This is a genomic window from Ottowia sp. VDI28 (assembly GCF_049532675.1).
Taxonomy (GTDB): Bacteria; Pseudomonadota; Gammaproteobacteria; order Burkholderiales; family Burkholderiaceae_C; genus Ottowia.
This window is the reverse complement of sequence record NZ_CP149820.1, coordinates 1545680-1557979: the sequence shown is the minus strand read 5'-3', so window position 1 is coordinate 1557979 and position 12300 is coordinate 1545680. Positions and strand designations below refer to the sequence as shown.

The 12300-nt window shown below is 63.7% G+C and carries 10 protein-coding genes and 1 pseudogene; 7 read left to right on the top strand and 4 right to left on the bottom strand.

Going from position 1 to position 12300, the window contains the following annotated elements; translation table 11 throughout:
* Nucleotides 1-10: 10 nt before the first annotated feature.
* On the bottom strand, nt 11-967 hold the full coding sequence (locus tag WJU18_RS07350; RefSeq protein WP_423459452.1) for a Bug family tripartite tricarboxylate transporter substrate binding protein: 957 nt from the start codon (nt 965-967) through the stop codon (nt 11-13).
* Between the two features lie 201 nt (nt 968-1168).
* Between WJU18_RS07350 and WJU18_RS07345 the strand changes: the two genes are divergently transcribed.
* Complete coding sequence (locus WJU18_RS07345) at nt 1169-2068, top strand: LysR family transcriptional regulator (RefSeq protein ID WP_423459451.1); 900 nt, start codon at nt 1169-1171, stop codon at nt 2066-2068.
* Nucleotides 2069-2184: 116 nt separating this feature from the next.
* Complete coding sequence (locus tag WJU18_RS07340; RefSeq protein ID WP_423459450.1) at nt 2185-3516, top strand: MmgE/PrpD family protein; 1332 nt, start codon at nt 2185-2187, stop codon at nt 3514-3516.
* A 1-nt stretch (nt 3517) separates the two neighbouring features.
* Here the strand turns inward: WJU18_RS07340 and WJU18_RS07335 are convergent, their stop codons facing one another.
* Nucleotides 3518-4999 (bottom strand): cryptochrome/photolyase family protein, encoded by a 1482-nt coding sequence (locus tag WJU18_RS07335; RefSeq protein ID WP_423459449.1) that lies wholly within the window; start codon nt 4997-4999, stop codon nt 3518-3520.
* A 174-nt stretch (nt 5000-5173) separates the two neighbouring features.
* On the opposite strand from WJU18_RS07335, the gene WJU18_RS07330 reads away from it, so the two are divergent.
* From WJU18_RS07330 to WJU18_RS07310, 5 genes and pseudogenes are all read left to right on the top strand, one after another.
* Nucleotides 5174-6145, top strand: a complete 972-nt coding sequence (locus WJU18_RS07330; protein WP_423459448.1) for a Bug family tripartite tricarboxylate transporter substrate binding protein — start codon at nt 5174-5176, stop codon at nt 6143-6145.
* Nucleotides 6146-6166: 21 nt separating this feature from the next.
* Nucleotides 6167-6948: pseudogene (locus tag WJU18_RS07325) on the top strand (SDR family NAD(P)-dependent oxidoreductase).
* A gap of 98 nt (nt 6949-7046) precedes the next feature.
* On the top strand, nt 7047-8225 hold the full coding sequence (locus tag WJU18_RS07320) for an acetyl-CoA C-acetyltransferase (protein ID WP_423459447.1): 1179 nt from the start codon (nt 7047-7049) through the stop codon (nt 8223-8225).
* Nucleotides 8226-8228: 3 nt separating this feature from the next.
* A complete protein-coding gene (locus WJU18_RS07315) occupies nt 8229-9338 on the top strand; it encodes a CaiB/BaiF CoA transferase family protein (RefSeq protein ID WP_423459446.1) in 1110 nt (369 codons plus the stop codon).
* A 53-nt stretch (nt 9339-9391) separates the two neighbouring features.
* A complete protein-coding gene (locus WJU18_RS07310; RefSeq protein WP_423459445.1) occupies nt 9392-10543 on the top strand; it encodes an acyl-CoA dehydrogenase family protein in 1152 nt (383 codons plus the stop codon).
* Between the two features lie 8 nt (nt 10544-10551).
* Here the strand turns inward: WJU18_RS07310 and WJU18_RS07305 are convergent, their stop codons facing one another.
* Nucleotides 10552-10749 carry a response regulator transcription factor gene (locus WJU18_RS07305; RefSeq protein ID WP_423460957.1) on the bottom strand — a complete coding sequence of 66 codons (198 nt, stop codon included), beginning with the start codon at nt 10747-10749 and terminating at the stop codon, nt 10552-10554.
* A complete protein-coding gene (locus tag WJU18_RS07300; protein WP_423459444.1) occupies nt 10722-12299 on the bottom strand; it encodes a hypothetical protein in 1578 nt (525 codons plus the stop codon). The genes WJU18_RS07305 and WJU18_RS07300 overlap by 28 nt, the downstream gene beginning before the upstream one ends.
* Nucleotide 12300: the final 1 nt, after the last annotated feature.

The window sequence follows — 12300 nt, the reverse complement described above, 5'->3', positions numbered from 1 at the left end:
GTGGACAGGCTCAGTTGAAGACGATGTTGCGCGACCGGACGAGCTGCCGCAGGCGCTCGCGCTCCACCTGAATAAGCCGTGCGAACTCCGCGGGATTGCCCCCCGTGGGCTCGATCCCCAGAGAGGCAAATTTCTCGCGCACCGAGGGCACTGCCAGCACGGCATTGAGCTCAGCGTTGATCCTCTTCTGAACCTCGGCGGGCGTGCGGGCCGGCACGAACACGCCATACCAGCCACCGGTACGGAAGCCCGGAATGCCGGCGGCATCCGATGTCGGTAGCTCGGGCCAATCCGGCAAAGGCTTGTTCGAACCCACCAACAGGGCCTTGAGCTTGCCCTCCTTCACGAGGCCCCGGCGCGATGGCGCATCGAACACGGCATCGATGTGGCCCCCCAAGAGTGCCGGAATGTAGGCGCTGGAGCCCGCGAAAGGCACGTGGGTCATCCGGATACCGGTGCTGACAGCCAACTGCTCGGCGGCCAGATGAGGCGTGCTGCCATTGCCGGAAGAGCCGAAACTCACGCCTTGAGGCTGCCCCTTGGCCCATTGCACGAACTCCGACAGGGTGTTGGCCGGGATGTCCGCGCGGATATAGAGCACCGTGACTTGCCAACCCACATAGGACACGGGCGCAAGCTCCGCCATGTCAAATGAAGCTCCTGCTTTCTGGAACTCGGTGGTGGTCATCGCCATCGCGCCCAGCAGCACCGTGTGCCCGTCCGCAGCGGCCTGCTCGGCGACAAAGCGTGTGCCGATCATCGTGCCTGCACCTGGCTTGTTCAGCACGACCACCGGCACCTGCGTGCGCCTGCTCCATTCATCGGCCACCGCCCGTCCAGCCGCATCCATGGCACCTCCCGCCGCCAGCGGGATCACCATCTCCACATTACCCGCGGCGTGGGAGACGGTGGACACCACACAGGCAAAGAGCAGCGCCAGGCAGGCGCGAGATAGCGGGAACGGCATGGTTGTCTCCTGTGTAATGGCCGCGAGGGTCACGCGCTGCGCGTCGCGGGCTGGGAGCACTTTAGCCAGCCATCGGCAAGGCCACTACGACAAATTTTTATGCCTCACCATGCCCAAAATTGATGAGTTCCGCCGTCAGTCCCGGGATCAGGATGGCTCCTGTATGCTCGCTCGCGAAGACGCTATCGATGAAGGCAGCCCATGCGCAACCTGAACATCCTCAATCTCGAAACCGCCTGCTGGGTCGCGCGCCTGGGTAGTTTCACGGCGGCGGCCGAACGCATGTACGCCACACAGCCGGCCATCTCCGCGCGCGTGCGTGAACTGGAATCCGCCCTGGGCACCAAGGTGTTCGTGCGCGGCGGCCGGGGGGTCGAACTCACCATGCAGGGGCGCGAGCTGATACGCCATGCCGAGCCTCTGTTGCAGCAGCTGGAGGTGCTCGCCCAGTCCTTGAATCAATCAGGCGCCATGTCCGGCGTGGTGCGTATTGGCGCCGGCAACATCTGCATGGGGTGGTTTCCCGCGCTGATGAACGAACTCAAGCGGCGGATGCCGCGCGTGACTTATGACGTCGAGATCGAGCGGGCCGCCAAGCTTCTCGACAAGCTGGATGCGCGGAAGCTGGATCTCGCCATTGTCTCGGGCCCGGTGGACGGGCACAAATTCCATGCCGTGAGCCTGGGGCACGACCGCATGGTCTGGCTCGCCACCCCCGCCCTTTTGCAGGCAGCCGAGCCGCTGGACCTGGAGGCGTTCCTCAACAGCACTCCGCTGTGGTGCGTACAGCGGGATTCATTCTTCTGGAGCGAGGCCATGCAGGCGCTGACGGTTCACGGCGCAACGCTGGAGAACCTGAACGGCATCAACAACATGGCGGCGGCGAAGGACATGGTGCTTGGCCACGCTGGCGTGGGATTGCTGTCCGAGACCCTGGCCCAGGAGGAGCTGGCGCGCGGCCAACTGGTACCCGTACCTGGCTTGCAACCCAGTGCGCCCGTGGAGTCGTCCATCGTCCGAGCCAGAGACGACACCCAGCAAATCCTTGAAGAGGTCATGCACGTGGCCGCTGAAGTAAGCACCTTCCGCAAGAACACATGATGGCAAGGCCTGCGCAGCCACAAGGATTTTTTATGGGCAGGCATAACCATAATTCCGCGCTGCTCTCCCTCGCTTGCGGCTAGATTATTTCTGCCCTCTCCTACTCGAAAGCAGCGATGACCTATCTGGAGAAAATTGCAGAACGTGCCGCCTCCATGCATCTCGGCTCCATTCCAGATGCCGTCCAGGACAAGCTCAAAGCCAGCCTTCTGTACACGCTGGTGATGGCCCTCACGGGCCACGACCCGGCCGATCACTTCTGGGCGGGCCTGCTCCGCGCCCACCCGTCCGCGCCACAATCCACCCTGCTGGTGGACGGCCGGCCGTTCAGCATGGCCGACGCCGCGTTCCTGAACGCAGCGCTGGCGTGCGTACGGGGCCAGAACGATACTTTCACGGAGGCTGTGGCACACCCTGGCTGCGTGGCCATACCTGCCGTATTGGCTGTCGCGCAACACCGCGGAGCGACTGGCGCGCAGGTTCTGGAAGCGCTGGCTGCCGGCTATGAAACGCTGGCGTCCATAGCCGCACCCATCTCATCCGCAGTCGTGTCCCGCGGCTTTCGTGCCACGTCGGTCTTCGGGGTCTTTGTGTCCGCTGCCGCAGTTGCACGGCTGCTTCAGCTCGACGTGCGGCAAACGGCCCATGCGCTGGCCATCGCCACGCAGCAAGCCGCCGGCACCATGCAATGCTGGGAAGAAGGCACGCCGGAGTGGCGCATCCAGGTAGGACAAGCCAGCCGAGCGGGCGTATTTGCCGCCCTGGCGGCCGCCGAAGGCTGCACCGCATCGAAGCATGCGCTGGAGGGCCGCAGCGGCTTCTATCGCTGCTTTGCCGGAATGGTCCCGGAGGCCTTGGAGACTTCGGCATGGCGCTCGCTGGACCTGGTCTTCAAGCCGTATCCTGGTTGCCTGATCAACCAGGGGCCGCTTCATCTTCTGCAGACGCTTATGCGGCGGGAACACCTGGCGGGCAGCGACATCCGCAGCGTCATCGTGCACTTGCCACCGCAGAACGCAAACTACCCGGGTGTTGCCAGCCATGGCCCATTCCCGGACCGAACGGGGGCGGTCATGAGCGCTCCGTTCATGCTCGAGATGCTGCTGCGCAACGGCACGCTACGGCACCATGACTTCGACAGGCATTACGGTCCGGATCCGCTGCACGCCGCCAGCGGCCGGATCATGGTGCGGGAGGAGGCCGCGCTGCCCACGTGGGGAAATCGCCTGGTCCTTGAAGCGAATGACGGCCGCCTATGGGAAGGCAGGCATGATGATCAGTCGTGCTTTGCGTTCGGCTGGGACGAGGTCACGGCACTACTCGACCTCGTGGTCGGTGAATGGCCGTTTGCGGACAGCATGCATCGCTACAGCGAACTGCGCCACCGGATTGCAGGTATTGCGGCGGAGCCTGATGTTCGTCGTTTGATGACGCTGTGCACGGCATGAATCAGGTATCTGAGGCGTTCCTTGGGCCGTTCTCCTCGCGGAGAAAATGAAATCGCATCAGCGTGCGCTGGCGCGCGCTGGCATGATCAACAACAGGGGCCGGATAGGTTTCCCCAAGACGCACACCGCAAGCCTGCAGTTCCAGGGGCTTCATGGCGGCAGGAAAATGAATGTGCTTGGCGGGCAACTTTGCCAACTCGGGCACGTAGCGGCGGATGAAATGGCCGTCTGGGTCAAAGCGCTGAGATTGCGTGACCGGATTGAAGATCCGGAACCACGGCTGGGCGTCGCAGCCGGTTGAAGCCGCCCATTGCCAGCCGCCGTTGTTGGCCGCCAGGTCGTAGTCATTCAGGTGTTCGGCGAAATGGCGCTCGCCTCGGCGCCAGTCGATACCCAGGTCCTTGGTCAGAAAACTGGCCACCACCATGCGCAAGCGGTTGTGCATGTAACCTGTCTGATGGAGTTGCCGCATGGCGGCATCCACCAGCGGATAACCCGTGCTTGCTTCGCACCAGGCCCGCAAGAGTTCAGGCGCTTCGTCCCACACCACACGGTCATATTCAGGGCGAAACGATTGCGCCACGACATGCGGGTGGTGATGCAGGATCATGAAATAAAAATCGCGCCACGCCAGCTCCGACAGCCAGGTCTGCGCCCCCTCATCGCCCTGCACGGCCTGCTGCCGGGCAAGCGCCGCCAGCCGGCGGATGGAGACGGTGCCAAAGCGAAGGTGTACCGACAGATACGACACGCCCTTGCGGCCGGGAAAATCCCGCGCTTCGTGATAGGCGCGCATCCTGGGCAGGAAATCCTGCAGGAGCTTTTCAGCGCCCTGCATTCCCGTGGGAATGGGCAAATCCCGTAAATTGGAGCGCGCAAATCCCAGGTCCTCCAGCGACGGCAGGGGCTCCGAGGCAGGAGGCGCGGCCAGATGATGGGCATGCCGTTCCACCGGATAAGGCTTGAGCTGAAAGGCATCCAGCTTCTGCAGCCATGCCCGCTTGTAGGGCGTGAATACGCTGTACGGATGCCCCTGCTGGGTAAGCACCTCATCCCGGTCCAGGAGCACCTGATCCTTGTAGTCGCTGAAAGCGATGCCCAGGGAGCCCAAGGCTTGCGCCACCCGCCGGTCCCTGGCGATGGCCTGCGGTTCGTAGTCGCGGTTGACCAGCACTTCCTGCACGCCCAGGCTTTGCGCCAGGCGCACGACGCCATCGGCCGCCGGGCCGTAGCGCACGATCAACCCGCCGCCAGGCGCTCCGCTGCGCAATGCCAAAGCCCGCAAAGCTTCATCCAGCGCCACGATGCTGGCATGGATGAACTCCACGCGCCTGTCCTGCCGGCTTGGAAGGGTATCCAGGATGTCCGTGTCGAAGAAAAACACGCAGTACACCCGCTCAAAGCGGCGCAGGGCGTGATAAAGCGCGGCATGGTCATCGCAGCGCAGGTCGCGGCGGAACCACACCAAGGCGGAAGAATTCATGGGCAGATTGTCGGTCAGACGCCCCCCTTCGCCAGGGCTCCGCTTTGCCGGGTGAGAAAAATTCGTCGGTTGCGACGATGCGGGCTTCCGGCTACCGCCTTCCAATCCATTTCATCCATCAGCGCCGCTGTTGCATGACCTCGGCTTCCACTCCCACCATCCGGATTCAGTCTTATGAAAAAACGCGTCTTTCTCCAGCGGGCTCTCTCGGCAGCCGGCGCCGCAGCGCTGCCTGCACTTTCCTTTGGCAACACCGCCTGGCCTGACCGGCCGATCAAACTGATCGTTCCTACCGCGCCCGGCGGAGCGCAAGACCTCCTGGGGCGGGACTTTGCGCAACAGCTGGCGTCGCGCTTGGGCCAACCCGTTGTCGTCGACAACAAACCCGGTGCGGGCACCATCATCGGCACCGTATTCGTGGCCAAGGCGCCGGCAGACGGGTATACCCTGCTGCTCGGCCAGACGGCCCTCATCCAGAACCCGGTGCAGATGAAGTCGCCCGGCTACGATCCGATCAAGGATTTCACTCCGCTGGCTCGTATTGGCGCGTCGTCCACCGTCCAGGTGGTGCGCAGCGACTTGGCCGTCAACAACGCCGTCGATTTCGTCAAGCTGGCAAAGGGCAAAGGCTGGAACTACGGCAGTTCCTCGCCCGGCCCTCAGGTCATCCAGGAGGTCTGGAACAAGGCGAACGACATCGGCCTGGTCAGCGTGTCCTACAAGGGGGAGGCACCCTGTCTCTCGGATCTGCTCTCGGGCACCATTCAGACCGGCCTGTTCAGCATTACCGCCGTCAAGCCCCACATCGAGGCCGGCAAGCTGAAAGCCATCGCCGCCATCGGCTCCACCCGTATTCCTTCGCTGCCGAACGTGCAGACGTTCCTGGAACAGGGATTCAAGGAGATGACCTATCCGGGGGGCTGGTACGCCTTCTTTGGCCCCGCCAAGCTGCCGCCAGAGATCGCCGACCGGTTGACCAAGGAGCTGAAGGCCATCCTCGATGAGCCAGCCATGCGGAAGCGTCTTTCAGACATGGAACTGGTGGTGAACTGGGCGGACGGCAGCACCTTCGGACCACAGATGAAGCGCGACATGGACAACTGGCGCAACCTGATCCAGCAGTCCGGCGTGAAGTTCGAGCAATAGACCCGCGCTATCACCATCAACATGAAACTCGATTCCTCCATCCCAGCCGTCGTCACCGGGGAGCTTCCGGCCTTGGCGCCGCCACAGCACGCCACCTGGCATCTTTGGGCGTGCGCGTCGCCCTGTTCGACCGCGACGCGGATCGCGGCATTCCGCTGGCAGCCGAAATCGGTGGCGTGTTTTGCCAGGTCGACGTCACGAGCGACGAGGCCGTGGCAGCGGGCTTCGCACAAGCGCGTGCCGCCCACGGCCAGGAGCGCATCCTGGTGAACTGCGCGGGCACGGGAGACGGCATCAAGACAGCCAGCCGCGACAGGAACACCGGGGAGATCAAGCCGCACCCCATTTCCAAGTTCGAGCGCACCCTGCAGATCAATCTCGTCGGCACTTTCCGGTGCATTGCCCAGTCGGCCGCCGGCATGATGACCCTCTCCCAGCTCGAGCATGGCGAACGCGGCGTGATCGTCAATACCGCCTCAGTGGCGGCGGAAGACGGGCAAGTCGGCCAGGCCGCCTACTCGGCCTCCAAAGGCGGCATCGTGGGCATGACCTTGCCGATCGCCCGCGACCTCATGGGCGAGGGCATCCGTGTGAACACCATCCTCCCCGGCATCTTTGATACCGCGCTGCTGCAGACGGTGCCGCAGAACGTGCGCGCCGCATTGGCTGAATCAGTGCCCTTTCCCAAGCGGTTGGGGCAACCCGAAGAGTTCGCGGATCTCGTCGCGACCATGGCCCGCAATGGCTACTTCAATGGTGCTTGCGTCCGGCTCGACGGAGCCATACGCATGGCGCCGCGGTAAATGTTCGAAGCGCCGCGCAAAGCTTCGACAAGCTCAGCCCGAACGGAATTCAGGCCTCAGCAATAAGCCCCATAACTCTTTTTCAACTCAACCTATCCATGGCAGATGCATTCATTACGGCCGCATTGCGCACCGCAGGCGGCAGGCGCAAAGGCGCGCTCTCTGGTTGGCACCCCGTCGATCTGGCTGGAAAACTGATCGACGGCCTTCTGGACCGTACCGGCATTGATCCGGCGGCGGTGGAAGACGTGCTCATGGGATGCGTCAGCCAGGTCGGGGAGCAATCCACCAACGTGGGACGCAACGCGGTGCTCGCCTCCCGCTTGCCTGAGTCGGTGCCGGGAACCAGCATCGATCGCCAGTGCGGATCGTCCCAGCAGGCACTGCATTTCGCGGCGCAGGCCGTGATGTCGGGCAGCATGGACTGCGTCATCGCGGCGGGCGTGGAAAGCATGAGCCGCGTGCCCATGTTCACGCCATCGGAGCTGCCCCGCAAGCATGGCATGGGCTACTACATGGGGCCGGAAATCCAGCGGCGCTATCCGGGCATCGACTTCAGCCAGTTCATGGGCGCGGAGATGCTGGCCAAGAAGTTTGGCCTCGGCAGGGCCCAACTGGATGCCTTTGCCTTGGCGAGCCATCAGCGTGCCGCCCAAGCTGCCGCTGCAGGCTACTTCGAGAAGGAAATTCTCCCTGTGCCCATCCACCGCATGGAAGGCGAGCGCACTCAGGAGCTTCATCTGAAGGATGAGGGCGTCCGCGCCGACGCCTCGCTGGAAGGCATTGCAAGTGTCAAACTGCTGCAGGAGGGCGGCGTCATCAGCGCCGCCAATGCCAGCCAGATCGCGGATGGCGCGAGCGGTGTCATGGTCGTCAGCGAACGCGGACTGAAGACATTCGGTTTGAAACCCCTGGCGCGCATCCACCATATGAGCGTGCTGGGACATGACCCCGTCATGATGCTGGATGCCCCGCTACCGGCCACTCTTCGAGCGCTCCAGAAAACCGGCTTGCGCGCCAGCGACATCGATGCCTTTGAAGTCAACGAAGCCTTTGCCTGCGTTCCCCTGGCGTGGCTGCAGGCCACGGGTGCTGATCCGGCGCGCATGAACGTGTTCGGCGGCGCCATCGCCCTGGGCCACCCTCTGGGTGCATCAGGTACGCGGCTCATGACCACGCTGTTGAACGTGCTGGAGCAGCGGCGTGGCCGCTTTGGCCTGCAAACCATGTGCGAAGGCGGCGGGATGGCCAATGTGACGATCATCGAGAGGCTCTAGACCGTGCCGTCACCTCAAACAGCCAAGCCGCTGTCTGGCCTCAGAGTCGCCGAATTCAGCGGGATCGGGCCGGCCCCGTTCTGCGCCATGATGCTCGCGGATCTGGGCGCGGATGTCGTGCGCATCGCGCGCAAAGATCAGGAACTGAATCGAAAGGACGTGCTCGCGCGCGGCCGGCGTGTCGTGGCACTGGATCTGCGGGCACCGGATGATCAGCGCCTCGCGCTCGGCCTGGCGGCGCGCGCCGACGTACTCATCGAAGGCTTCCGCCCCGGCGTCATGGAACGGCTCGGGCTCGGGCCCGAGGATTGCCTTGAGAAGAATCCCCGCCTGGTCTACGGCCGCATGACAGGCTGGGGGCAGCACGGGCCGCTCTCCGCGGCAGCGGGGCACGATATCAACTACATTGCCCTGAGTGGCGCGCTCCATGCCATGGGACGCCCGCACGAACCACCCGCGCCCCCGCTGAACCTGATCGGTGATTTCGGTGGCGGCGGCATGCTGCTGGCGGTCGGGGTGCTGGCGGCATTGCGCCAGGTCGAAGCCACCGGACAAGGCCAGGTGGTTGACGCCGCCATGACCGACGGAGCCGCCCTGCTTTCCAGTTTCGTTTTCGGGTTGATGTCCAGCGGCCGATGGAACAATCAGCGCGGCAACAACCTGCTCGACGGCGCAGCCCCCTTTTACGACACCTATGCATGCGCTGACGGCCGCTATGTCGCCATCGGGCCCATCGAGCCGCAGTTCTATGCCGAGCTTCGTAAGCACTGCGGCATCGAGGATCCGCTCTTCGACCGCCAGCACGATCAGGACGCGTGGCCTCTGCAGAAACTGCGGCTGGCCGACATTTTCCGCTCACGGACCCGTGACGAATGGACCCGGCTCCTGGAGGGCACCGATGCCTGCTTCGCGCCGGTGCTGGATTGGGAGGAAGCCCCTCGGCATCCTCACAACGCCGCGCGAGGCACCTTTGTGGAAGTGGGCGGCCTGACGCAGCCCGCGCCCGCGCCCCGCTTCTCCCGCTCGGCGCTCGAAACGCCCTCCGCCCCAGTCGCTGCACACGCCAGCGAGATTCTCCGAGAATGGAGTACCGGCCACACCGGAAACCCCTGAGATTCTGAAGATGTGCTCAGGTTCTCAGAGCGTGTACCAAGGACCACACCACCATGCCGATCGAATTCAAACGCACCTGGAGCGACCCGACGCTCGAATCGTTCCGTGATTCCGTTGTCCGCTTCATCGAGTCAGAGGTACAGCCTGGCGACGAAGAAGCGCGGCGGCGGGGCCATGTGGGCCATCAAGTCTGGCGCGAGGCAGGAAAGCTGGGCCTTCTGTGCACTGATATTCCGGAGGAGTATGGCGGAGCGGGAGGAGACTTCCGGCACGAGGCGGTCATCCATGAGGAATTGGCGCGCCGAGGCCTGACGGGGATGAACAACGCCGTGCATTCCATTGTGGCTCACTACCTACTGAGCCACGGCACCGAGGAACAGAAAAAGCGCTATCTGCCGCGCCTGGCCAGCGGCGAACTGGTGGGCGCCATTGCCATGACCGAGCCCGGTACAGGCTCCGATCTGAAAGGCATCCGCACCCGTGCCGAAAGGCATGCCGATCACTACATCATCAACGGAAGCAAGACCTTCATCAGCAACGGATTCCTCGCGGGCCTGGTGCTGGTGGTGTGCAAGACCGGCGGCGCGGAGGGCTCACGGGGCATGTCCATTCTGCTCGTCGAAACCGAGGGGCTCGCCGGATACCGCGTGGGCCGGGTGCTGGATAAGATGGGCATGAAGGCGCAAGACACCTCCGAGCTCTTTTTCGACAATGTCACCGTACCCCATGACCGCGTACTGGGCGGCCAGGAGGGCCAGGGCATGTACCAGTTGATGCAGGACCTGCCCTATGAGCGGCTGATCATTGGCGTCACGGGCGTGGCCATGATGGAGGGCGGCTTCGAAGCCACCCTTCAGTATGTGAACGAGCGCAAGGCCTTTGGCCAGCGTATTGCCGATTTTCAGAACACCCGCTTCAAGCTCGCCGAAATCGCCACCCAGATCCGGGTGGGCCGTGCCTTCGTCGACCAATGCATCGAGGAAATGCTGGAAGGCACACTGGATACGGCCACGGCCTCCATGGCCAAGATGTGGGTGTCGGATACCCAGAACCGCGTACTGGACGAGCTGCTGCAGCTGTGGGGCGGCTACGGCTACATGAACGAGTATCCCATCGCTCGCATGTATGCCGACGCGCGGGTGCAGCGGATCTACGGCGGCACCAACGAAATCATGAAGGAAGTGATCGCCCGCAGCCTGGCTTGAGTGAGCGTCTACCGGATGAGCCCCATGAGGCGTCCGTAGTGGACGGCCTGCATGCGGCTCTTGGTGTCAAGCTTCATGTTGATATTGCGCAGATGCGTGCGCACCGTGCTGTCGGAGACAAACAGCTTCTCTGACAACGCGGTGTTGGAGTACCCTTCCGCCAGCAGCTGCAGGATATTCAGCTCCTTCCGCGTGAGAGGCTCCACCGGCTGCAAAAGCCCCTCTCCGGCGCGGCCGGCGCCTCCACAGCCCAGCCAAAGTGATCAAGGATCCGCTCGGCATGCTGCAGCACCATGGGCGCGTGATGCCCGGCTTGCAACACCGCCATGGCGCGCGCCACGAGCGGGGCCACCGCCGGCCCTTCATCCACCAGCAATCTGAAGAACCCCTCAGGTGCCGCGGAAGCCAGCACTTCGCAGACCGTGGCGACCGCGGCAGCGGCGTTGCCGTGCGAATCCTGCGCCAGAGCCTGAAGCATCTGAAGCTTCAAAGCCCTGCGCAAGCGGCCTTCCGCGACGGCCCGTTCTACGGCATGCTGCAACTCCCCAATGGCATCGGCCGCCTTGCGGAACCGGATGTTCCAACGCTGCTGGCCGATGAAAAGATCTTCGCAGTCATGCGCCAGCAGGAGCAGGTGGTCCACGCGCGCCCATAGCGCGTGATCGGCGGCGCGCGCAAGATCTTCCTGGGCCGCCACGGCATTGCCCTGCAAAGTAAACACGCGCGCGCGTTCCAACTGGGCGCTGGCCACGACCCGAGGCAGTTGGCGCTGGTGCCCCAGGTACTCGAGTTCGGTGAGCGCCTCGTGCGCAGCCAGGATATCTCCGCGGCCAAACGCCATGCGGGCCCGGATCCGGTGCCCCTCGATCATGTGGTCAGGAAGCCCAACGTCTCGGGCCAGCGGCAAATAGGCATTGAGCAGGTGCTCAGCTTCTTCGATATCGTTGACCTCATAAACCACGCCCGCATACAGCACGCCCGCCCAGGCATTCCCGTTGGTGTAGGCGTAGCTTTGAGTGCGCGGCGTCGCATTCACGGCCAGGCGGAACCGCGCCATCGCCTGCCGCAACCGCCCTCTGACCAGGTCTGCGACGCCACCGACGGATTCCGAGTACATGCGATTGAATGCGCCTCCGTCCGGCATGCGTCTGGCGGAATCAAGCAGACGCAAGGATTCCTGACGCTGCCCCAAGACCATGACCGAATTGGCCATCGCGTTGATCAGCACGCTGTCGGCAAACGGAAACGGCGTGGGAAGCGCCGCCAATCCTTCTTCCCCCACGCGCGCGGCATCCTCGTGCTGATCAAGCATGGCCAGCAACAATGGTTTCAACGCCGAGACATGGGCCCTTACCTGGGCATCCTCACTGTGTCCGATGCCGGAAGCCTCCAGCAGCTTGTGCGCCTCCCCAGGCCCTCGCGTGAAACATCTGGCCCAGATCGATGCAACCAGGATCATGGGCTTCAGTTCCAGCCCGGAAAGCGCAATGGCATCGAACCACCGGTCAAGCAAGCGCATGCGCCCCAGCTCGAGAAATTCGTCCACATGCGCTTCCAGAAGCTGCAGTGCCTGCGGAAAGTCCTCGCCCTCGATGGCGTGGTCAATGGCCGGCACGGGGCGCCCCTGCGACACATACCATCCACTGGCCGCCAGATGAAGCCGCTGCAGGCGGCCCGCGTGTGTTCGCTCCAGCTGCGCCCGCAGAAACTCCCCGAACAGGCTGTGATAGCGGTATACACCCGCCTGCCCTGGCACC